Annotated in this window: 18 protein-coding genes; 9 read left to right on the plus strand and 9 right to left on the minus strand. The window is 54.4% G+C overall.

Annotated features, from left to right (window positions below):
• Positions 1 to 276 precede the first annotated feature (276 nt).
• On the plus strand, positions 277 to 561 hold the full coding sequence (locus tag EUZ85_RS23695; RefSeq protein ID WP_127972585.1) for a ribbon-helix-helix domain-containing protein: 285 nt from the start codon (positions 277 to 279) through the stop codon (positions 559 to 561).
• Here EUZ85_RS23695 and EUZ85_RS23700 read toward each other — a convergent pair.
• Together EUZ85_RS23700 and EUZ85_RS23705 are read right to left on the minus strand one after the other, a co-directional pair.
• Positions 548 to 1,108: a DJ-1/PfpI family protein gene (locus tag EUZ85_RS23700; protein WP_127972587.1), complete on the minus strand. Its 561-nt coding sequence runs from the start codon at positions 1,106 to 1,108 to the stop codon at positions 548 to 550. The genes EUZ85_RS23695 and EUZ85_RS23700 overlap by 14 nt on opposite strands.
• Before the next feature lie 242 nt (positions 1,109 to 1,350).
• The gene (locus EUZ85_RS23705; protein WP_127972589.1) at positions 1,351 to 2,604 is read right to left on the minus strand and encodes an ABC transporter substrate-binding protein; all 1,254 of its coding nucleotides are present in this window, start codon (positions 2,602 to 2,604) and stop codon (positions 1,351 to 1,353) included.
• Between the two features lie 373 nt (positions 2,605 to 2,977).
• Between EUZ85_RS23705 and EUZ85_RS23710 the strand changes: the two genes are divergently transcribed.
• A complete protein-coding gene (locus EUZ85_RS23710) occupies positions 2,978 to 4,453 on the plus strand; it encodes an ABC transporter substrate-binding protein (protein ID WP_127972591.1) in 1,476 nt (491 codons plus the stop codon).
• A gap of 81 nt (positions 4,454 to 4,534) precedes the next feature.
• Here EUZ85_RS23710 and EUZ85_RS23715 read toward each other — a convergent pair whose 3' ends face one another.
• The 3 genes from EUZ85_RS23715 to lptF all read right to left on the minus strand — a co-directional run bounded on the left by EUZ85_RS23715 (position 4,535) and on the right by lptF (position 8,774).
• The gene (locus EUZ85_RS23715; RefSeq protein ID WP_127972593.1) at positions 4,535 to 6,424 is read right to left on the minus strand and encodes a methyl-accepting chemotaxis protein; all 1,890 of its coding nucleotides are present in this window, start codon (positions 6,422 to 6,424) and stop codon (positions 4,535 to 4,537) included.
• A 204-nt stretch (positions 6,425 to 6,628) separates the two neighbouring features.
• Entirely contained in the window at positions 6,629 to 7,690 is a 1,062-nt protein-coding gene (gene lptG / locus EUZ85_RS23720; protein ID WP_127972595.1) for an LPS export ABC transporter permease LptG, read from the minus strand.
• The gene (lptF, locus tag EUZ85_RS23725; RefSeq protein WP_127972597.1) at positions 7,677 to 8,774 is read right to left on the minus strand and encodes an LPS export ABC transporter permease LptF; all 1,098 of its coding nucleotides are present in this window, start codon (positions 8,772 to 8,774) and stop codon (positions 7,677 to 7,679) included. The genes lptG and lptF overlap by 14 nt, the downstream gene beginning before the upstream one ends.
• Before the next feature lie 334 nt (positions 8,775 to 9,108).
• On the opposite strand from lptF, the gene EUZ85_RS23730 reads away from it, so the two are divergent.
• The 6 genes from EUZ85_RS23730 (at position 9,109) to EUZ85_RS23755 (ending at position 16,412) form a co-directional block, all read left to right on the plus strand.
• Entirely contained in the window at positions 9,109 to 10,593 is a 1,485-nt protein-coding gene (locus EUZ85_RS23730; protein ID WP_127972599.1) for a leucyl aminopeptidase, read from the plus strand.
• 94 nt (positions 10,594 to 10,687) lie between these two features.
• On the plus strand, positions 10,688 to 11,113 hold the full coding sequence (locus EUZ85_RS23735; RefSeq protein ID WP_127972601.1) for a DNA polymerase III subunit chi: 426 nt from the start codon (positions 10,688 to 10,690) through the stop codon (positions 11,111 to 11,113).
• Between the two features lie 148 nt (positions 11,114 to 11,261).
• Positions 11,262 to 11,729, plus strand: a complete 468-nt coding sequence (locus EUZ85_RS23740; protein ID WP_127972603.1) for a hypothetical protein — start codon at positions 11,262 to 11,264, stop codon at positions 11,727 to 11,729.
• A gap of 253 nt (positions 11,730 to 11,982) precedes the next feature.
• Entirely contained in the window at positions 11,983 to 14,838 is a 2,856-nt protein-coding gene (locus EUZ85_RS23745) for a valine--tRNA ligase (protein WP_127974552.1), read from the plus strand.
• Positions 14,839 to 14,886: 48 nt separating this feature from the next.
• On the plus strand, positions 14,887 to 15,825 hold the full coding sequence (locus tag EUZ85_RS23750; protein WP_127972605.1) for a 2-dehydropantoate 2-reductase: 939 nt from the start codon (positions 14,887 to 14,889) through the stop codon (positions 15,823 to 15,825).
• Positions 15,826 to 15,854: 29 nt separating this feature from the next.
• Positions 15,855 to 16,412 carry a cob(I)yrinic acid a,c-diamide adenosyltransferase gene (locus EUZ85_RS23755; RefSeq protein ID WP_127972607.1) on the plus strand — a complete coding sequence of 186 codons (558 nt, stop codon included), beginning with the start codon at positions 15,855 to 15,857 and terminating at the stop codon, positions 16,410 to 16,412.
• Positions 16,413 to 16,416: 4 nt separating this feature from the next.
• Here EUZ85_RS23755 and EUZ85_RS23760 read toward each other — a convergent pair whose 3' ends face one another.
• A complete protein-coding gene (locus tag EUZ85_RS23760; RefSeq protein WP_206617941.1) occupies positions 16,417 to 18,414 on the minus strand; it encodes a methyl-accepting chemotaxis protein in 1,998 nt (665 codons plus the stop codon).
• Between the two features lie 246 nt (positions 18,415 to 18,660).
• On the opposite strand from EUZ85_RS23760, the gene syd reads away from it, so the two are divergent.
• Positions 18,661 to 19,239, plus strand: coding sequence for a SecY-interacting protein (gene syd / locus EUZ85_RS23765; RefSeq protein ID WP_127972609.1), 579 nt, complete (start codon positions 18,661 to 18,663; stop codon positions 19,237 to 19,239).
• Positions 19,240 to 19,261: 22 nt separating this feature from the next.
• On the opposite strand, the gene ampE is transcribed toward syd, so the two are convergent.
• From ampE to EUZ85_RS23780, 3 genes are all read right to left on the minus strand, one after another.
• Positions 19,262 to 20,143 (minus strand): regulatory signaling modulator protein AmpE, encoded by an 882-nt coding sequence (ampE, locus tag EUZ85_RS23770; protein ID WP_127972611.1) that lies wholly within the window; start codon positions 20,141 to 20,143, stop codon positions 19,262 to 19,264.
• A 4-nt stretch (positions 20,144 to 20,147) separates the two neighbouring features.
• Positions 20,148 to 20,720: a 1,6-anhydro-N-acetylmuramyl-L-alanine amidase AmpD gene (gene ampD, locus EUZ85_RS23775; RefSeq protein WP_127972613.1), complete on the minus strand. Its 573-nt coding sequence runs from the start codon at positions 20,718 to 20,720 to the stop codon at positions 20,148 to 20,150.
• 177 nt (positions 20,721 to 20,897) lie between these two features.
• Positions 20,898 to 23,222, minus strand: a complete 2,325-nt coding sequence (locus EUZ85_RS23780; RefSeq protein ID WP_164887338.1) for a DUF1631 domain-containing protein — start codon at positions 23,220 to 23,222, stop codon at positions 20,898 to 20,900.
• Positions 23,223 to 23,508: the final 286 nt, after the last annotated feature.

Consider the following 23,508-nt stretch of genomic DNA (forward strand, 5'->3'; position numbering starts at 1 on the left):
CTTCTATTTGTCTGCAACGACAGGGCCTGCACAGGTCAGGCCCTGTCTCCCGCGGCTTGTCGCCGCGCAGGCGCGTCCATGCGCCTGGTGATTAACATGCCAATATCATTGCCATGTTAATAATACGTCGTCGCCAGTCCAATGCATCATACTGCTCACACCCGGAAGTGTGAACTGTCAACATTGCTTTTTTAGGCCTACGCCGCATTTACAAAACCAATCGCCAGTTGCTAGGGTCTTCAGTAATTTTACCCCGTTTCAATGTCGGAGACGCCTATGTGCGAGATATACGCCAACACCGATCCACAGTTGTATGAAGCGCACTCGAAGTCGGTGCGTCTGCGTGGGTTTGTCACCAGCGTGCGACTGGAGCAGCGCTTTTGGACGCTACTGGAGGAAATTGCGGAGTCTGAGTGCATGTCGACTTCTCAGTTCATGGCGAAGCTGTATGATGAAGTCGTAGAGAAAAGAGGCGAAGTCGGTAACTTCGCCTCTCTATTGCGCGTGGTTTGCGCGACTTATCTGGAAAGGAAGTACAGCGCGGGGCTTATAGCAGTTTGACGAACTGCGCCAACCATGCCGGGTGAGCAGGCCAGGCTGGCGCTGTGACGAACTGGCCGTCTGTCACGGATTCGTCCACAGCGATGTCGGCATACTGTGCGCCCGCCAGCTGCACTTCCGGCGCACAGGCCGGATAAGCGGAAATCTTTTTCCCTTCGATGACCTTGGCCGCCGCCAGAATCTGCGCGCCATGGCAAATCGCCGCAATTGGCTTGCCTTGCTGCGTGAATTCCTGCACCAGGCTGATCACTCTCTCTTTCAGCCGCAGGTACTCGGGAGCGCGTCCGCCCGGCAGCAACAATGCATCAAACTGCTCGGAGCGCACGTCGGCGAAAGTGGCGTTAAGCGTAAAATTATGTCCGGGTTTCTCAGTGTAGGTCTGATGCCCTTCAAAGTCGTGAATCGCCGTGGCGACGCTGTCGCCCTGCTTCTTGTCCGGACACACCGCCGCGACTTCGTAACCCATCGCCTGCAGCGCCTGGAACGGCACCATCAACTCGTAATCTTCAGCAAAGTCGCCAGTAATGATCAGTATTTTTTTAGTCATACCTCTATCTCCTTGTCGTCTAAGGTTGCGGACATCGCTCGCCTGTCAAAACTCCCGGCCGCCTGGCCGAGGGTCATTAAGCAGACTACCAGTCTAGGCTCCTTTTTCCGACATGGGGTAGTAGTGGGTTACTACAGAGACCCATCGGCGCCAAAAAGCATATTGGTAAACAAATAAAAGAAAATAGAGAAAGACGGAGAGAAAAGGCGGCGCTCTATGCAAGAACGCCGCTTTTGACAGGATTATTCGAGATGATCGGACTTATTCGCGGAACGACGCTCCGCCAGCCACTCTTGATAGGTCTGCGCCGCTTCGTCTCCGGGCATGCTGTCGATGATTTCGAAGTAGTCTTCGTTAAATTCATCCAACATGACTTCCGAACGAGGCTTGCAACGCACGGCGTATACCGTCTGCACGTTCTGATGGTCAAACTCGCGCCAGTACTGTTCGTCTTTCAACAGCGTGTAGCGATGCCCTTCCAGCTCTTTAATGACGGACGCGGTTCTGAATGTACCGGCGCGTTCCACCGCTTCTTTGTACTGCCACAGAATGCTGTAGGCGGAGGCGGCGGATGAGGAAGGCCGCAAGCCGTACAGTTCAGAGAATCTCTCGACGAACTCTTTCCCCTTGGGATGGTTGAAAATATAAGGCACCTCCCAGGTCCAGGGCGCCGCGCCGACAACGCCTTCCATAATCGCAGGGCCCGCCGCCTTCGTCATGCCCAACGTCAGGTTCGGCACGACGATTTTCATCTTGTCCTTCATGCCCATGGACGTGGCCAGCTCCAGGGCGCGCACCATATCGTCGCCGAACAACACCAGCACCAGTATCTTGGCGTCACTGGCCTGCGCCTGATTCAAGGCGTCGACGAAGTCTTTCTGCAAAGCGGTGGGGAATGGCGTCAGCACGCCAGGATGACTCTCTTTATCCTGGGTGTTGCTGAAGATACGAATCGACCGCTCCGTGCTCCACCCCCATGTGTAGTCAGCGGTGATAAAGAAGTATTTCTGACCGGCGTAATTGGTTTTCAGGTACTTGGACAGCACCTTCGCCCCCATCCAGGCGTTATAGCTCTCCCGGAACATGTGGGTATGCCCTTCTGTGCCAGTGGTTTCATTGGAGTAGGTGAGCGTACCGAAATAGATGCGATCCCTTGATTTGGCGGCCTTACCGCCAGAGATCGCCACCGCGCTGGATGATCCGCCGAATATGGCGACAACGCCATCTTCGTCCACCAATTGCTCAACGTTTCGCACAGAGCGATCAGGTTTGGATCCGGTATTTTTAATCACCAGTTCCACCGGCCGACCAAGAATGCCGCCGGCGGCGTTTATCTCATCCACAGCCATAAAAGCCGCCCTGCGTTGGGCCAGACCTTGTTCCTGGTATCGTCCAGTCTGGGGATAGTTGAGACCAATTTTAACGGATGGAGCAGCGAGTAATTCACCACTAACTAACAGGCAAAGCAGCGCAATGCTCTTCCAGATATAGCGCATACAGAGAACCCTCAATTTTTTTTGTAAGCAAATCGGGTTGATAGAGGTTTTGTGATTACCGGCTTCAAACATTCCCTGAAACCGGCGTGCTGACTACAGTAGTTGTAACCAGGAGCGGGGTAAAGTAGCGTAATAAAAATGACGACCTTATTAGCCTTTAGTCTAATATGAAAATACGGAAACAAATCAAAACACACCTCCGCCGCCCTATAGCGCTATACTCGCGCCGGGTCGCTTCGGATGGACGCCGACGCACGTCGGTTGACGGATTTTCACGCAATTTCCATTAGGCTTTTAAACTCGCGGCCTGACGACGGACGCAATAACGCCCGTTATCAGCGCCCTGTTTAACGGGCTAAATAAGCAACAAACCATGGACAAGTCGGAACCCTGGATGCCGATGAATACGACAAGATGGCGCTTTTTTCTCGGACTTGTGATGTGCGCCACATTTTCAACTTCTGCCGCCGCGATCAGACTGACCGTCGGAGAGTGGCCGCCCTACGCGTCGGAAAGCCTGCCCTACAAAGGGTTGCTGCCCAAACTGGTGACCGAAGCCTTCGCTCTTGAAGGCATTGAAGTCGAATATGACTTCATGCCCTGGGCCCGGGCTTACGAGTTCGCCCGCAAGCCCGGCTGGGACGGCGCCGTGGGCTGGGTCGACAATGCGCAACGACGGCGTAATTTCTGGTTCAGCGATCGCATCATTTACAGCAGCAGCGCATTATTTCACCTGAAAGATCAGGACTTCACCTGGAACGAGCTGAAGGACCTTGCGCCCTACCGGGTTGGAGTCAGCGTCGGCTACAGTTACGGCGAAGCGTTCGATAACGCCATCGCCAACCAGAATCTGCAGGTCATCCCCGCCGTGAATGACCGGCAAAATCTGGTCAAACTGCTGCGACGTGAAATCGATTTGTTTCCCCTGGACGCCAAAGTCGGGGAATATCTGCTGCAACATGAACTGCCGGAATATCAGCGCCTGTTCACCTATGACGAAAAACCCCTGATTCAGGACGGTTTATCCGTAATGTTCCCCAAGAATGGCCCTAACAGCCGCAGCTACGTCGCGATCTTCAATCAGGGTCTGAAACGCCTCAAGCGCAATGGCGATTACTCGCGTATTCTTAACAACATTGACGTCATCAACGGCATCTCGCAGCTCAGTTTTTACAGCGAGGACTACGCTCCTTTCAATTATCGCGAAAACGGCGTGGCCAAAGGCATCGCCCTGGACCTTTTCGATGCGATCATGGAAACCATCGGCGCGGATAAAAGCCGCAGCGACGTGCATTTCATGAACTGGCCGGAAGCTTACAAAGCCGCAACCAGCCAAAACCGCAGCGCGCTGTTCACCATGACGCGTACGCCTCAGAGAGAGGATAAATTCAAATGGGTCGGCCCCATCTATCGCTCCAAAGTAGTATTGATGGGGAAACGCCATGACGTTGAGGCCGAAGAATCGGAGCCCATCCATCTGAAAGAGCTCGGTCATAAGCGCATCTGCGTGATTCAGGATGACGTTGGCCATCAACTGATGGTCAGCGCCGGCGTCAAAGAACGAAACCTGACCGCCACTACGCATCCGCTCACCTGCGGGCAAATGCTGAACAACGGCGAAGTCGATTATTGGGCGTACGGCTCGCAAACCGCCAACTGGTATCTGCAACAATTGGGACTGGACGCCCGCGACTATCAAGAGGTGATGACGGTCACCGAGTCTTCAGAGTATTTCGCTTTCAACCTGGACGTGGACGACCGCATCATTGAATCATTTCAGAAAGCGTTGGATTACTTGAAGCTCAGCGGTCAGATGCATGACATTCTGCAGCGCTACGTTCCCAATTAAACGCCGCACCAAGCAGATAAAAAAGCGAACGGACGGCAGTCGGGTCTACCGCCCATTCGAGGAAGAAAACAAGATCCCGACTTACACTTTGAAGCGCGCCACCTGCTGACGCAGATGCTCGCCCAACTCCGCCAATTGCGTGCTGGTATTGGCGGTTTCCTGAGTTCCCCGCGCAGTCTGCTCCGCCGCGTCGGCGATGGAGGTGATGCTGCGGCTGATGTCTTCGGTCACCGCAGTCTGCTCCTCGGAAGCGGCGGCGATCTGGGTGTTCATGCTGCTGATGGTGGTGATGGCGGAAACAATCGCATTCAGCGACGAGCCCGCCGACTGCGCCTTATCCACCGCCGCCTGCCCGTTGTTGCGGCTTTGCTCCATGCTGCCCACGGCTTTATTGGAGCCGTCCTGCAAGCGGCTGATCATGGCCTGAATCTCTTCCGTGCTTTCCTGGGTTTTGCTGGCCAGCGCCCGTACTTCATCCGCCACGACGGCGAATCCGCGTCCCGCTTCACCTGCCCGCGCTGCTTCGATGGCTGCGTTCAACGCCAGCAAGTTGGTTTGCTCGGCAATGCCGCGAATAACGGAAAGCACTGACACAATCGAGTTAACATCCCCTTCCAGAGCGTTGATGACTTCCGAGGCGCTGCCGATTTGGGTGGAGAGTTGTTCAATAGACTTGATGGCGTCGTCCACAATGCGTTTAACATTGGCGCTTTCGTCATCCGCCTCTTGCGCCGCCTCCGCCGCCTGTTGCGCATTCTGGGCGATTTCGCGCGCGGCGGCGGACATTTCATTCACCGCCGTCGCCACCATTTCGGTTTCCTGCTGCTGCGAGGCCACCGCTTCGCTGGTCTCCGCCGCAAAGCCTTTCATCTCCCGGACAGCGGAGGACATGCTCTCAATAGAGTTTTTGATATCGCCAACCAGATTCTGCACTTTGGCCACGAAAGCGTTGAAGTTGGTGGCCAGACGAGTGAATTCATCTTTGCCTGATACATCCAGACGCTGCGTCAGATCGCCCTCGCCTTCCGCTATATTCTCCATGGCGTCGCCCAGTCGAATCACTGGACGCATTAAAGTGTTCAACAATAATGCCATGAGAGTGCTGACCACCAGCACCCCGATAATCGCATAAACGATGGCGGAGTTGCGGAAATCCGCCAATGAGGCGAACGCTTTTTCTTTATCTATCACCACCCCCAGCCGCCAGGACACTGAGGCGATGCCGGAAATGGGGAAGAAGCTGACCAGTACGGACTGCTTGTCGCTGGTAGTCTCTTGCAAGTCACTGGCGTTCAGCTTAGGTGTTTCCTTGGGGAACAAGTCCGTGACATTTTTGTCGACCATCTTCACATCGGGATGGACCAGAACTTTCCCTTTATCCGTCACTAAAAAGGCGTATCCCAAGCCGAAGAAGTCCACGGAGTTGACCATCTTCGTGACCACATCCAGATTAAGGTCCGCCCCCGCTACGCCTGAGCTGGAGCCTGAAAACGGCGCCGCCGCAGTGATCAACAATTCTTTCGTCAGCACATCGCGGTATGGCTCTGAAAAAGTCGGCGAACCCTTTTGCTGTGCGGTGGTGTACCAGGGACGTTTACGGGGATCGTAATCCGAGGGAAAGGATTCATTGGCGTCGTTGTATATAAATGTCCCATTCGACAAACCAGCGTACATGCCCGCCACTTCTTCGGAGACCGCCCCGACCTGGGCGTACGCCCTGATGGTCTCCACATCCGTGGTTTGCGCCGCCTTCAAGGCCACGCCACGCACCAGATCGAGCTTCCCATTCAGCCAGCTTGCGATGCTGCCGGATACAGCCCCGGACAATTCCTGCATGCCGCCTTCCAGGTCTTTCTTGGTTTGGTCGGCCAAAAAGTAATAGTTGTTGGCCGCGAATGCGACAATCGAGAGCAGCAGTATCCCGCCGCTCAGAATGATAATCTTATGCCGGAACTGCATAGCTAAATTCATGCGTCAGAACTCCAAAATAAATCCTGTGGAAGAAGCCCCCTGAGCCATGCTCGGCCGGAGCCGATAAAGCGCTTTGCGAACAATGATGTAAGCGTAATCGGAGTAGGCTTTATTCTTTAGCTTAGACGGATTTTGAAATAGTGCACTGCGCCGGTTATATCCGGCGCCTGTTGAGGAGGGATGATGAGTAAGAGAGGGTAAGCGCTAACGTACTCGACGCAACAGAACCACGCCCAGCAAAGCGCATATGCAGATCGGCGCCAATGTCGCAATGACAGGATTGAAGCCGAATACCAGGCTGGCCGGGCCCAACAGATCCTGCATGTACTTGAACAGCAGTCCGATGATGATGCCGCAGAATACGCGGAAACCCATGGTGACCGAACGCAGCGGTCCGAAAATAAAAGAGATCGCCACCAGCACTAAGACAGAGGTCGCCACCGGCTGCAACACCTTCTTCCAGAACGCCATCAAATAAGAATTCGCGTCCAGCCCCTGCTCTTCCTGATATTGGGCGTAGGTGTACAGACCTTTGATAGACAAATATTCAGGCTTGATGATCAGTACTTCCAGAATGCTGGGGGATAAGCTGACATTCCAGCGCAGAGAGTCGAACGTCTGCACATTGCTGCCATCATCTTTAATTTCCGTACGTTCAATATCCTGCAGCAACCAATGATCGCCCTGATAAATCGCGCGCTTGGCGAAGGTGGAGCGCACCATGCGACGTTCATCATTGAATTCAAACAAGCTCACGCCATGCAGCACGCCTTTCGGCTCCACCGCATTGAAGTGCATAAACACATTGCCTTCACGCCGCCACATACCGGCGGAAGAAGCCACGTTCTCAGCCGCGCCCTGCTCCAAGGCCTTTTGCGTCTGCGCGATACGCTCCGTGTGCGGCGCCACAAACTCGCCCACCAGGATGCCGACAACCACCACCGCCAAGGCAGGCTTCATGGTGGACCAGACCACCCGCACCACGGAAACGCCGGCGGCTCGAATCACTGTCAGCTCGCTGTTATTGGCCAACACGCCCAGCCCCACCAGACAGCCAATAAACGCAGCCAGGGGCAAGTAATCATAGATACGCCTGGGTACCGTGAAGACAATGTATTTCATCGCCTGAAAAGTCTGGTAGTCGTTCTTCAATTCGTCCATTTCAGCGATGAACGCGAACACCAGGTCCAGAGATAGCACCACCAGCAGCACCAGCAGCATGGCGGAGGCGACAGTGGCGACAATATAACGATCAATTTTGCGCACGCGTCATCCTCCTCTTCTGCCGCCAGTCAGGGCCGAACATCAACACCAGCGCGATCGCCAGAAAAGTTCCATGCACCCACCACATGCCTATCCATTCGCTGATGCGCCCCTTCTCCAGACTTTTACGACTGGCGATCAGCAGCCCCAGATAAGTGATGTAAATCAGCATGGCGGGAAGCAAGTGGAAGAAGCGCCCCTGCCTGGGATTCACCCGGCTCAGGGGGATCGCCAGCAGCGCAACGATAGGGACCAATAAAGGAATGGAGATACGCCATTGTAGCAAGGCTCTGTCCTTGGGATTGTCGGAACGCCACAGCTCACTGGTGGGCTTGGCTTCGTCCCGGGTTTTCTCCGCCTCTGCGTCAGGTTCCGCGATCTTGATGCCATAAGCGTCATATTCAATCACACGGTAATCCATTTCTCCCGGACGCCCTTGATAACGGGCGCCTTCGTGCAGAACCACAAAGCGGCTGCCGGTGTTGGGGTCGACCAGCTGTGTGCCCCGCTTGGCGGCCAAGACAGAGATGCTGCCGTTTTCCGAGTCCCGTTCCGCGATAAATACGTTCTGCATTTCCCGCTTGTCGCTGCTCAGCCCTTCGGTGTAAGTCACCCGTTCACCTGAACGCAGGCTTTGAAAACGCCCCGGCGCCAGCAATTCGAATTCCGTGACTCTGGATTGGTCCGAAAAAATTTCATCCACCTGACGCAGTCCCCAGGGGCTGACGTAAAGGCTCATGGAGCCGACCACCAGCATCACCAGCAGCGCGGAGACCATTGTCAGTTTGATAAGCTGAAAACGGTTCATGCCGCAGGCGAACAGCACCGTCATTTCACTTTCCAGATACATGCGGCCGTAGGCGAGCAGAATCCCGATAAATAAACCCAGGGGCAGAATCAATTCAAGAAAGCCCGGCAGGCGATATCCCATGATGGCGAACAACACATCCGCCGACAGCTTGCCCTGGGCGGCGTCAGCCAGATACTTGATAAACCGTCCGCTCATAAAAATAAGCAGCAGCACGCCAGCGACAGCGACCATGCTGACCAGCAACTGCCTGGACAGATAACGAAGGATAATAAACAACGAAATTACCTATTTAGTTCTTCCGCAATATCAACCGAAGCGCGCGGAACGGCGCGTCAGGACAGGTTAAGCGGCGCTGCGTTTTTGAGCGCGCGTCAAAGTGACGCAAGATACCAGACTCACATGCAAATTTCATAGCCTTAACGTAGACTTGATTGCGTATAGGATACGTCTCATATAGATTGCCTCTTGCAACGGCGGGCGACGCTCCCGCATCGAATGAGACTTCTGCGGCGCCCCAGGGAACGCCTCCGGCGCCTTCCATCAAGCGGACGTTGGTCCGGCATGGAGAACAAAGCCCAATGAATTTAGGTTAAGAGGATTCGCAACCACTATGAATTATTCCGCTCTTTCCACCGACCCGATAAAACAAAAAAGCGACTGCCTTGTGGTCGGCGTTGTCGAAGGCAAATCCCAGTCGGCAGTTTGGACAGAACTAGACCAACAGTGCAAAGGCGTTCTGGGTAAATTGCTCTCTTCTGGCGATATCTCTTCCAAGTTGGCGGCCACCAGCTGGTTTTATCCGCAGGAAGGCGGCGTCAAACGTCTTTTGTTCGTCGGCCTGGGTAAAGAGAAAGAATTAAGCGAAGCGGGCTTCCGCAAAGCCGCAAAATCCGCCATGCAAAGCCTGAGCAAAAGCGGCGCGGGCAACGCAGTGGTCGCACTGTCGAGCCTAACCCTGAATGCGCTGAAAGCCGGCTGGGCGACGGAGCAACTGGTGATTGCACTGGAATCCGCCTGCTACATCTTCGACAACATGAAAAGCGAGAAGGCCACGCCAACCAAAGTCAGCCAGGTTAAAGTCGCTGGCGACAAGCGCGATAAAAGCGCCATTGAGGCCGCTATCGCCAAAGCCGGCGCGGTCGCCAAGGGCATGAGTCTGACCAAAGACCTGGGCAACCTGCCCGGTAATGTCTGCACTCCGGATTATCTGGCCAAACAAGCCAAAGCGCTCGCCAAAGAGTACAAATCTCTGAAAGCGGAAGCCCTGGGTGAAAAAGAGATGAAAGAACTGGGCATGGGCTCTTTCCTTTCTGTCTCCGCAGGCAGCGATGAACCCGCCCGCCTGATTGTCATCGAATATAAAGGCGGCGACGACAAACAAAAGCCCCATGTACTGGTGGGCAAAGGCATCACCTTCGACAGCGGCGGCATCAGTCTGAAGCCGGGCGAAGGCATGGATGAAATGAAGTACGACATGTGCGGCGCCGCCAGCGTATTTGGAACGCTATTGGCGCTGGCGGAAATGAAAGCGCCAGTCAATGTCGTCGGCGTCATCGCAGCGGCGGAAAACATGCCCAGCGGTAAAGCCACCAAACCCGGCGACATCGTCACTACCATGTCCGGCCAGACAGTGGAAATTCTCAACACGGACGCCGAAGGCCGTCTGGTGTTGTGCGACGCCCTCACTTATTGCGAACGCTTCAAGCCAGAAACCGTGGTGGACATCGCCACTCTGACCGGCGCCTGCATCATCGCACTGGGCAACCACGCCACCGGTTTGCTGGCCAATGACGACAAACTGGCTGACGCACTGCTCGCCGCCGGCGAAAGCACTGGCGACAGAGCCTGGCGTCTGCCGCTGTGGGATGAGTACCAGACCCAGCTGGACAGCAACTTCGCAGACATGCAGAACATTGGCGGACGCCCCGCCGGCACCATCACCGCCGCCTGCTTCCTGTCCCGCTTCACCAAGAAGTATCGCTGGGCCCACCTGGACATCGCTGGCGTCGCCTGGACATCAGGTAAAGACAAAGGCGCCTCCGGCCGTCCAGTACCTTTGCTGACCGAGTATCTGCTGGGTCAAGTTAAAGGCTGATTGCGACACATATAAAGCGATCCCTGTCACAGACCATGGTATTCGATTCGGATACCATGGTTATTTAATTATTCCGATTAATTATATACATTACATGCCAAAAGCCGACTTCCATCTGCTTTCTTCCGGCGACATTGCACAAAGGGACTTTTATCTTTGTAGACTTTGCGAAAAGATATATCGATTAGGACATCGGATATATATCCTATGCAAAGACTCAAAAGAACTAGAACATTTGGACGATTTATTATATTCCTTTCGGCCGGAAAGCTTTATTCCACATAGTATTGAACCTGAATCCCCCTCTTCCGACACACCAGTTTTTTTATGCACCCGCCTGCCGGAAACAATTTCCACCGAAGTTGTTATAAATCTCACCGAAGCCCCGCCAGACAAGGCGGACAGAGTGATAGAACTCGTAACCGGCGATCCTGACGCCCGTGCGAAATCCAGAAAAGTGTATAAACTGTATAAACAATTAGGCTTCGAGTTGCAGACTTATAACATCGAATCTGCTTAAATATTGAGTAGGAAACGGGAGTCATTTCTCGGCGACGAGTAAGTCATCGTTTCCATAAAGACCCAAAGAGGTCTAAATAATAATTAAATTAATCGGAGCCTGATTAATAACTACAATTGAAACTTGGGATTTACGAGGAATATAACCGATGAGTTCTCCTGTAGCTGACAGTGAAAGTGATCTCATTCCCTTGTTGGATGAAATAGTGATTGATGATTCGGAGCTGGCTTCTTCCCATCCCGGCCTTACCGAAATTCAGAACAATCAACCCCAAACGCAACTTAGCAAGGAGTGTGAAAGTATGGAGATGACACCCGCGAACGGACAGGTTGACGTAAAACCGACCAGTCTGCGGGGCAATAATCCATTCTTGCCCTATGAGCACTTGGAAAAGCTGGCGCTGGAGCGCATGGAGTTTCAGAAGGAGTTTGAAGCCTTTTTCAAGAAACAAAGCACGCACGCCGCAGCCAGCTCGGTTTTGAAAGAAACCAAAGATCTGGAGCGGATTGTCCACCTCACTACACAGAAAGTGGTGGCGGAGTACATGCCGCAGATCGAGCAAAGGGTCCGCGCCGAGGTCATCCGTCATATGAACAGCCTCAACTTATCCAAATAAGCTGAGCATCCCCTCCGATAACGGCCACGCTGCGGGATGCGGCGCGGCCCGATATGCGCCCATGCGGCTATCAGAAGATCCCATGGGTGTGTATAATGCGGCCTTTTCCAGGGCCGTCTGATCAGCGCTAGCACCCACTATTCCGCACCCGTGCGTTCACCCGTTGCAGACGCCCATTTAGCGGCCTCTTTCGGCTATTATTCTTAGATCCTAGAATCAAGCACCTGAGCGAAACGAATACATATACGTCATGATGGAAAAAACCTACCAACCCGGCCAGATTGAAAGTCAGTGGTACGCCTTTTGGGAAGAACAAGGCTTCTTCAAACCCAGTCAGCAGGGCGAGCCCTTCAGCATCATGATCCCACCGCCCAATGTCACCGGCAGCCTGCACATGGGACATGCTTTCCAGGACACCATCATGGACGCCCTGACCCGCTACTATCGCATGCAGGGCCGCGACACCTTGTGGCAGGTTGGAACAGACCATGCCGGCATCGCCACTCAAATGGTGGTCGAGCGTAAACTGGCGGCGGAAGAAGACAAAACCCGCCACGACCTGGGTCGCGAAGCGTTTCTTGATAAAGTCTGGGAGTGGAAAGCGGAATCCGGCGGCACTATTACCCGCCAGTTGCGTCGTATGGGCGCATCCGTGGACTGGTCCCGCGAACGCTTCACCATGGACGAGGGCTTCTACAAGGCGGTGCAGGAAGTATTCGTTCGCTTGTATGACGACAAACTCATTTACCGCGGCAAGCGTCTGGTTAACTGGGACCCGAAACTGCACACCGCCATTTCCGACCTGGAAGTTATCTCTGAAGACGAGAAAGGCAAGCTGTGGCACTTCCGCTATCCCCTCGCTAACGGTGTAAAAACTGCGGACGGCAAAGACTATCTGGTTGTCGCGACAACGCGTCCGGAAACCATGCTGGGCGACACCGCCGTGGCCGTTAACCCGGAAGACGACCGCTACCGCGACCTGGTCGGCAAAACCGTGGTTCTGCCTGTGGTTAATCGTGAAATTCCGATTATCGCCGACAGCTACGTAGACATGGAATTCGGTACCGGCTGCGTAAAAATCACACCAGCTCACGACTTCAACGACTACGAAGTGGGCAAGCGCAATCAGTTGCCCATGATCAACATCTTCACCATTGACGCCAGCATCCGCGACGAAGGCGAAGTGGTGAACAGCGACGGCACGCCCAACCTGGACATGCAAGCAGCGATTCCCGCCGGCTATCCCGGCCTGGACCGCTACGACGCGCGCAAGAAAATCGTCGCCGACTTCGAAGCGCTGGGCTACCTGGAAGAAATCAAAGACCACGCCCTGAAAGCGCCTCGCGGCGATCGTTCCGGCGTTGTAATCGAGCCTTACCTGACCGACCAATGGTTCGTAGCGGTGAAGGCTCTGGCGGAGCCCGCCATCAAAGCCGTTGAAGATGGCGACATCCAGTTCGTGCCCAAGCAATACGAAAACATGTACTTCGCCTGGATGCGCGACCTGCAGGACTGGTGTATTTCCCGTCAGTTGTGGTGGGGCCATCGCATCCCCGCCTGGTATGACGACCAGGGCAATGTATACGTCGCCCGCAACGAAGAAGAAGTGCGCAGCAAGTACAGCATCGACGACAGCATCGCGCTGCATCAGGACGAAGACGTTCTGGATACCTGGTTTTCCTCCGCGCTGTGGACGTTCGGCACGCTGGGCTGGCCGGAAAATACTCGCGAGCTGCAAACCTATCACCCCACCTCAGTGCTGGTGACCGGTTTCGACATTATTTTCTTCTGGGTGGCGCGCATGATCATGATGACCATGCACTTCATCAAAGACGAGGACGGCAAGCCTCAGGTTCCCTTCAAAACCGTTTACGTACACGGTTTGGTGCGGGACTCGCAAGGCGCCAAGATGTCCAAGTCCAAAGGTAACGTGCTCGACCCCATCGACTTGATTGACGGCATCGAGCTGGAGCCTCTGGTGACCAAGCGCACCAGCGGCCTGATGCGGCCCCAGGACGCACAGAAAATTGAAAAAGCCACCCGCAGTGAATTCGCGGAAGGCATCGCCTCTTACGGCACTGACGCATTGCGCTTCACCTTCTGCTCCCTGGCTTCCACAGGTCGCGACATCAAGTTCGACGTAGGCCGTATCGAAGGTTATCGCAACTTTTGCAACAAGATCTGGAACGCAGCGCGCTACGTGCTGATGAATACCGAAGGTCAGGATTGCGGTCAAAATAACGAAAGCTACGAGCTGGGTCTGGCTGAGCGCTGGATCATCTCCCGTCTGCAGGAAACAGAGCAGCAAGTGGAAAAAGCCGTTGCCGCCTTCCGCTTCGATCAGGCCTCGCAAGCTATTTACGAGTTTATCTGGAACGAATACTGTGACTGGTATCTAGAGCTGTCCAAGCCGGTTCTTTGGGACGACACAGCTTCCGCCGAACTGAAGCGCGGCACGCGCCGTACTCTGGTGCGCGTGCTGGAAACCGCACTACGCATGGCGCATCCGTTCATGCCTTACATCACGGAAGAGATCTGGCAGAAGGTGAAAGAGCTTGCCGGTAAATCCGGACCCACCATCATGCAGCAGCCGTATCCGGTGGCGAACGCCTCTCGCATTGATCAGGAAGCAGCAGCCTCTATTGAGTGGCTGAAGGGCGTCATTCTGGCTGTGCGCAATATCCGCGGCGAGATGGATATCTCTCCCGCCAAAGCCATCAACGTTATTCTTGCGCAAGGCGATGACAGCGACAGAGCGCGCCTGCAAGCCAATCAGTCTTTCCTGATGAAACTGGCCAAACTGGAGTCCATCCGCTGGCTGGCGGCGGACGAAGAAGCGCCGATGGCGGCCACTCAGTTGGTCGGAGCCATGCAGGTGCTGGTGCCAATGGCAGGCTTGATCGACAAAGAAGCCGAGCTGGCGCGTCTGGGCAAGGAAATTGACAAGCTTTTGAAAGAACAGCAGCGCCTGCAAGGCAAACTGGGCAACGAAAGCTTTATCAGCAAAGCGCCGGAAGCCGTCGTCGCAAAAGAGAAAGAAAAACTGGCGGATGTAGAAGCTGCGCTGACTCAGCTGCGTGACCAAGTATCCCGCATTGAGTCAATCTAACTCTCCAGGCTAAAGGGGTTGCGACTGACGCACTAAGGACACACCGGTATGCGACACCGGATACATATTCTGGGAAATGGATCGCTGGGAGGCCTGCTGGCCTGCCGGCTCTTCCCTTTCGCCGATGTGCGCCTGATTCTGCGCAGCCCCCCTTCCTTCCATTCCCACCCCAGTGATGAGCACATTGCGTTAACGCTTGATCAAGCAGGCGAAAGCATGACAAGACCACTACACTGGGAAACCGCAAGCGCAGCCGATCCAATTTCCACCCTTTTTATCACCACCAAAAGCTATTCTGCTGTGGCCGCCCTGAACTCAGTCAAACACCGACTCACTCCGGCATGCCGCATTCTGCTGTGGCAAAACGGCATGGGCAGCCAAACGCAGATCGCACAGGAATACGCTGACATGGCGGTTTACGCCGCCTCCACAACAGAAGGCGCCAATCAGCCGAAACCAGGACATATCATCCACGCTGGTCATGGCCAGACCTGGCTGGGGCCTCTCACCGCCAGCGCCACATTTCAGGAGGCGCAACTTCTGGCCTCCCTGCTAAAGCAGGCGGGTTTCCGCAGTGACGCAACGGCGGATATCGGCGAGCAGCTCTGGCGCAAACTCAGCGTGAATTGCGGCGTAAACCCCTTTACCGCCCTGTTGAACTGTCGCAACGGGGATATTCTCGAACATAGCTACTTCCAGAAGCGTATCGATGCGCTTTGTGAAGAGTTGTCGACGGCGCTATTCGCGGCGGGGTACGGCGAACCCGCCGCCAGCATCAAAGCGCGAATCGTCGCGGTTGCTCAGGGCACCGCGAACAATATCTCATCCATGCTGCAGGACGTTCGCGCCGGCAGACAAACCGAGATCAGCGCCATCAACGGATTCATTTGCGATTATGCGGACGCCCATGGCCAGCCTCACCCCGTTAATAGCGAGCTGACCGCAGGCGTCCTTGCTCTGAGCGCCCATTCGGACCAGAGCGCGTAGACCACAGCAATTTTACCCAAGGGGGATATATGGGCCACAGGCTTTCCAAGATTTACACCCGCACAGGGGACAAAGGAACAACCGGACTGGGCAATGGCGAACGTATCGCCAAGAATGCGTTGCGGGTGGAGGCGATGGGCGCCGTCGACGAAACCAACAGCGTCCTGGGCGTGGTCATCTGCGAACTTACGCAAGACGACCCGCTTCACGCCCAATTGCAAAGCATTCAGAATGATTTGTTTGATCTGGGTGGCGAACTGTCCATTCCCGGCCACCTCATCATTATCGATAAGCACATCACTCGACTGGAAGAATGGCTGGACCAGCTAAACGACGAACTGCCGCCCCTGAAGAATTTCATTCTACCGGGAGGCGACCGCGCCGCCAGCCATTGCCATATGGCGCGCAGCATCTGCCGTCGCGCGGAGCGCACAGTGGTCAGCCTGGCGCAGCAAGAACAGCTAAATCCCTGCCTGCAGGGCTACCTGAACCGACTTTCTGACTACCTCTTCGTCGCCGCGCGAACACTGGCGCGACGCAAAGACGGCGAAGAAATATTGTGGACCCAAACCAAATGGGAAGCGTAGCGCGCTATATTTTGAATCCCCCCAGCAGATCGTGAAGGGCTCCGGTTAGCGCAGACAATTCACGACTGGACGCCAGGGTTTCCTTGGCGTTTTCCGCGGTCTCCCGTCCCAGTCCGCTGATATGGCCGACATTTTCATCGATGGTTTTGGCGACGGCGGACTGTTCCTCCGCCGCCTGAGAAATCTGATGACTCATATCCACAATGCTGGCGATGGCCGCCACAATGTGATCCAGAGCCGCAGAGACATCCTGGGACTGCGCCACGGTGGCGTCCGTCACTGAGCGGCTGCTTTGCATCGAGTTCACCGCTTCCTTAACGCCAGCCTGCAACTGCGAGACCATAGCCTCAATCTCCTCCGTGGACTTCTGCGTACGCTGCGACAACGTGCGCACCTCGTCCGCCACCACCGCGAAACCACGCCCCTGCTCGCCAGCGCGCGCCGCTTCAATAGCCGCATTCAGAGCCAGCAGATTGGTTTGCTCCGCAATCGCCTTGATCTCCACCAGCATCTGGGAAATATTTTGCGAATCCCGCGCCACGCGATTAATGGTCTCTACCGACGCCGCAATTTCCCCCGATAAACGGCTGATAGTCTGCAATGTCGCGTCCACTACCTGCTTGCCTTTGGTCGCTTCGGTGTCCGCCTGATGCGCCGCATCTTCAACGCCTTGCGAACTGCCCGCCACCTCCGCCACCGTATCCACCATCTGATGCATTGATTCGGAGATCTGCCTGGTTTCCTGCATTTGCTTTTCTGAAGCTTCGCTGCTCGACACCGCTACGGCATTCACCCGACGCGCCTGCTGATCCACGCTGCCCGCCGTCTTCACCAGATCAGTCATCAGTGTGTGCACTTTCTCTGTCATATGATTGAAAGCGCGAGTCAGATCACCCATTTCATCCCGGTTATCCAGCTCTAATCGCGCCGTCAGATCACCATCGGATACTTTTCTGGCGCCGACGGAAAAATGCTCAATGGTGGATTTCACCGACACAAAGAAGCCCATGTACAAGTAAACGATGATTAACAAGAGAACGCCCAGCACCAGGAATATCCACAACATGGCGGTCTCACGCTCCTGTAAACGCTGATCCAGGATGGTTTCCGTCAGATGGTAAATGCGACCATTAAATTGCAACAGCGCATCGATATTCGCAGTCAACGCTTTGTCGAATACAGGCCACTCAATTTCAGGCGCTACGGGCGTGACGATGTGCTGATCCAGATAATCCCGGGTCTCAATAATCACATTGCGGACGCTGTCCGCATCCGCCGACAACTCCTCACGGATCATCGGACTGGCGTTGAGCGTGACCTCTAATTGATTGGAGAAGCTATCTCCAAGGGCGGTCAAGTTATCGAAGATTTTGTTCAGGACGTCGCCTACGTCAAACCCCACCTGCCCCTCCAGGGCGGCGTAAACGCCACTGGCGCGAGCGCGCCCCATGACATTACTCGCGCGAATAATTTGTCCATCCGCCAACTTCATCAGAAACTGCACTTCACGAGACAAGTCCTGCGCCACGCCGGAAACCTGCGTCGCACTGCTGAGAAAGCTCTCGACTTTACTGACAAAAGAATTGAAGTAGGTAATCTGCGGATCAAGCGACATCTGGTTTTCATCCCCCTGAGCCAGGCTGCGCCAGGAGGCGGTGAGATCCTCCAGTTGCTTGCGCAAATCATGGTTGACGTCGAAGTTTAACTCTGCCGCGTCCAACTTAGCCAAAACGCTATCGATTGAGGAACGGATTTCCATGGTGCGCTGCTCCAGCTCAGGCGCCTGCCGCAGCTTCGCCACGCTGCGATAGTCTCTGTACTGTTGCGCCAACTTCAACAGCTCAGCGGACTGTTCAATGACCGCCATGCCTTCGACTTCATTTTCGATTTGTCTGACATCATCGTAGAGCTGACTGACCAGGCTATAACCCAGCGCGATTATCGGAAGTAAAAACAGAACGCTGATCAGCAAAAATTTGTAGATCAGTTTCAACTGGTTCATGAGCCTGATAGCAGGCCAGAGAATCCGCCTCACTTGATCACCTCTCCGCCTTCTTCTGCAAGGAAGGACTTATTATTGAACGCATTTCGACGCTTAATGCGCGCCGCTTAGTTATATCCGTATTTTTATAGTTGCTTCCTTTCTGCAAAGTTTAGCTTAAATATTGGGAGGAACTTGCAGGTTCCCGGCGAGTCCTGCATTCTTTCGCAAGTTTTTTGTAATTTAACGCATCTTTAGAAAGGTTATATGGGCCAACATGAAGTTACTGCGCGCCTTGGCGAGCTGACCAATACATTTATCGAGCGCCACCACTCTTCGTCGCGACAGCGTCCCTGCATTCCACTCAATGAGGAGACTCGCTACATGCTGGACTCCCCCTGCGTGGAGCACGTTGATGAAGAAGCCGGCGTATTCTACTGGACGCCCAAGCCGCACATGGACTTCACCCTCTTCGACGGGTTAGAGCAAGGTCTGGAAGTCGCCATTCACCCCTCCATTACGGCGTTTTACGGTAGCTATTGGAGCGATGGCCTTTGGTGCTCAAGTCCGTTTGGAGAAGTCAGCCTGATTCAACTGTGGAATGAAGAAGACATGGAAACTCTGCGGGAGAATCTATTGGGCCACGCCTTTCAGAAAAGTAAACGCCGTCAGGGGTTAACCCTGTTCATCGGGCTCACTGCCGATGACCGCATCGTCACGGTGGACAATCATTCCGGGGAGGTCTATCTGGAAGAAGCCGGCCGGCCGCCGCAACGCACGCTCGCCGCCAGCCTCGGCGAATGGCTCAGAGAGCTGGAGCCGACGCTTACGCCCTACACGGCGTAAGCCGTCCTCCTCTACGGGGCATCTACCCCATATGTCCCGCCACCGTCAGCAACGCGATTAGAATGAACCAGATAATCATGGCGCGATTGAGTAAGTCTCTAATCGCGCACATTTGCTTCACTTCCAAATCAACGTCCTGGACTCCCCCAGCACTGGGCGCCGCCAGCGGATAAATCTCCACCGCGCCTCCCGCCGCCTTGCGCAAGACGGTGAATGCATCGGAATGGGGATCGATCATATCGTTGGCGGACTGTTTAATAGCCCCGCCAAAATTGCCCGCCAACGCAAAGCTCAATGCCAACAACCGTGAAGGTATCCATTCCAAAGCTTTGTACACGGTCGTCATCTGTTGCGGCACATAAACAGAAGGGTCACGCCCGGCGACATGAGCCAGTCTTGCGAGCAGCGCTCCAACAGGCCCAATCGCCATATACCAGAAAATCACCATGAAATAGCGTACAAAGGTTTGATACAGATACTGTGAGCAGGCAGCGTAATGGAGCTGCGCGGGGCTCATATTCTGAGCGTCGCCAATATGGATCTCCGCTTCTTCCAGAGTTCGAAAAGCCGACTGAAAACGCCCCTCTCGCCATTGCTGTAGATAGATATCCACTGACTGCTTGAGAAAGCCGCATCCCAGGCAAAGAAACAACATGACGATGTGCACGAACAACGTCAGAAAGCCGAAGAAGACGTCATCGGTCAAGCGCAGAACGATAAACAACGCCAGCGCCGGCGCCGCCAGTGCGATCAGCAGATAGAAAGGCGCGCTGTTGCGGATCACCGGCAGGCGCAGTTCGAAAAAGGTCAGAAAGCTTTTCGCCCACTGGTCGTGCCGCCGACTCAGAGTCAGGTTCAGCCTCTTCTGCATGATGTACGTCAGCAGCAAAACCAGAAATTTCATTTGATTATCCTTCTTCGTTCGACATCAGTTTTCTAAGTTTAGGCCAATCAAACGCAGGTCCGGGATCGGTTTTACGGCCCGGCGCGATATCGCTGTGACCAACCACCCTATCCGCCGTTATCAGGGGAAAGGCCCTGCATATGGTCCTCGCTATGCAGGCCAGTCGCTGATATTGAATCGCCTCATAGGGAATGTCATCCGCGCCTTCCAGCTCAACGCCGATGGAATAGTCGTTACAGTTATCCCGCCCAAGCCAGGAAGAGCGCCCCGCATGCCACGCCCTGTCATGCAGCGATACAAACTGAATAACTTCGCCGTCGCGACGGATGAACAAATGCGAGGAAACCTGCAAATGGCCAATCTCCCTGAAATAAGGGTGAGCCTCGCAATCCAGACGATTCAGGAAAAAATCACAGACATACTCACCACGAAACTGAGCGGGAGGCAAACTGATATTGTGCACCACCAACAGGCTGATCTCCGCGCCTGTCGGTCGTTGATTGAAATTAGGCGAAGGCATTCGCTTCACCAGACTCAACCATCCCTGAGCGTCTATTGTAAATTCAGAATTTTCCACAGGTTTTGGCCCAGCTTAGGAAGCGCAGCGAAATCAGAACTTTAGATAGAGTTTAGGCGTGGATCAAGCCTGTCGAAAGAATTAGGCTGGGAAGAGTGTGTATGAGAGGGAATACAATGAGGACAAATTATCACTTTCATGCAGACACCGATCCCCTTAATGGGACCGGTGGGCGAATCAGGATTTTTTGGGGGTTTCCTTGCGCAGGGCGCCGATAACGGATTCCAGCGCACGGTCAAATAGCAGACCGTCATCCAGCAGCGACATGCCGCCGCTCTTCAGGGCGATCGCCAGCCCCATACGGCTCTTCTCCGCCACCTTGACGCCCATGCGATTTACGAAGATGTACTTGCCAGTTGTCTGAATAATCGCCACCAGCTTGCAGCGATACTTCTTGTCATCGCCTTCATTGATCTCAACCCAGGTGCCAATCTTCAGGCGATCAACCAGCTTCAGACTATCTTCATCCGCCTCTACTTCCACCGCCGGCTCTTCGTTGTCCTCTTCAATCAGGACAATACGGGCGGACGCCTGCGCCACGGGCTCAGCCTGCTTAGCGTCAGCGACTTCAGCTACCTGTTCAGGCGCAATCTCTGGCTTCAGTTCCTGCTCTTTGCGCGACGCCACTGGCGGCTCTGGCGTTTTCAGCACTCGCATGGCCGCTTGGATATAAGCGTCTTCGTTCTTAACGGCGGGCGCAGACGCTACTTCCAGCGAATCCACCTCCACCATGTCTTCATCATCCAGCGTCATCTCTTTGGCAAGACGCTGCTGTGTGGTTTCCGACAACACCTTCTGCAACAGGCGCAGAGTCTTATCCAGCTCAAACGGCTTGTAAGCGGTTTGTTGCAGCCCTGTGCGCAACTCTTCCATCAATTTATCCACCGCCGCGACTTCCGGCGCTTCAGCGCTGGTGTCATCGGGGTCGCACCCCTGAATGAGTCGGGCCGCAACGGACTGAGCCTGCAACCAATCGGGATGCTCTCTGCCGCTTTTTAGCTGCAGCAACACCATATAATTGCTCCAGCCTTCCTTTAATACTTCCATGACCAGAGCAGGAATGTTCTTGCCGGCCAACATATCGTTCAGGACATCCTGCACCACTTTCTTGGCCGCGTCGGATTTGGCCCGCCCGACTTCCGCGTCGCGAGTGCGTTGCTCCAGCAGATGGCGACGCTTTTTATCGCTCTCGCGGAAACGAATGAAGTCTTCCAGCACTTCGTCAAAGATGGTGATGTCGTTGTCGAACTCCGTCACCAGACGCTGCACCACTTCCTCCAGCTTGGAGATGAACGGATCAGATTCGCCCGGCGCTTTTTCCGTCCAGCCAATAGAGGCGGTTGCCATTTCATTCAATAATCTACGCGCAGAGTGACCGCCTTGATTAAAGAAGGTGCGATCCAGCAACGCCACTTTCAGAATGGGAATCTGCAAGCGCGCAATCACTGCGCGAATCGCCGCAGGTATTTGGCGGTCATCCAAAATGAATTCGAACAACATGGTGACCAGGTTCATCACATCCTGGTCCAAACGACCTACGGAAGCGCGGGGCTGCCCTTCCTTACTAAGAACGGCGCGCTCCATCAGGCCCATAAAGTTGATCAGGCCGTTATCAGATAACGCAGCTGTTGGCGCCTTATTAGTTGTTTGCAGGCGGGACAGTAAATTTAATAACGCAGTTTGCTGTACAACAGGTAAATTTACCGCCGCCCCCGCTGCGTTCGCCATTTGAGCGTCAGAAAATTGACGCATGTATTGCAGCGGATCAATTTGAGGGTCCCATCCGCCTTCGTTGTATTCACCGACAGCGCCTGTGTTCTGATCAATCACAGAGCCGCTGGCGTGAGGCAAGTTAACCCCTGTGCGGCGCACGCTGCGACTGGCGCTGAGATCAGGCATTACGCCCTGCTCCGCCAAAAACTTGTTGGCGGCTTCCAGCACGGCTTTATTCTGCGTCAGCACGTATTTTTCAAATAGTTTGAAGAACACCAGCTTGGCGCGAATCCCCATCTCCAGTTCGGCGCAGGCGGTAACGAAATTGGTGACCATGCGCTGGGGGCCAAGCGGGTTGTTTTCCTCTTCCACGCTGACGTCAAACAGCAACGAATCCAAACGAATGGTCAGGTGCTCAAGGTCACGGCCAATTTCGCTTTTAAAGCGGTTCACCATGTTGTCGATGGCCACCTGCTCTTCCAGCTTGTCTTCCTGCACCAGCGTCAGATTTTGAGGATCGAAGTTAGCTTTCAGCATCCCTGGTTTTTGCGCTTCAGGGAACTGAAAGTCACGGTTGTAATACTGCATGAAAAGCGCGGCGATGCGCTCTTTTTTCAGGCGGATTTCACGCATGGCGTCAAAGAATAACGCCTGCTCAGAGTTGGTCGCGGACTTGTCCGCCAAGTCAAAAAACGAGTCGTCAACTTGCTCAAATAACCTGTCCAGGAGCTTACGGTTGTGCTCGCCACAACGGTCGCGCAACTTAATTAACAGTGCCGGTAATTTCACACCCTTGACAGCCTCTTGCTGACTCCTTGAAACGTCAAGACGGACAACTTTCGAACTCGTTGACATACTTTCTCCCAACTAGCACTTCCTGACAACAGCTAACCACATGCATTGCTTGACAAAATGCGTCACAAAGCGACGTAATATTGTCCACGGTGCAAGTATATACCGTCACTATACCGTCTTTTGTCACAAATTGTTGCCGGGTGACGCTGATCACACATTAACCGATACCGCTTTGAAACCCTTGAATTAATTGCCTCTTGTGAGACTCCGTTTATAGGTT

The sequence above is a fragment of the Hahella sp. KA22 genome (genome assembly GCF_004135205.1).
GTDB lineage: Bacteria > Pseudomonadota > Gammaproteobacteria > Pseudomonadales > Oleiphilaceae > Hahella.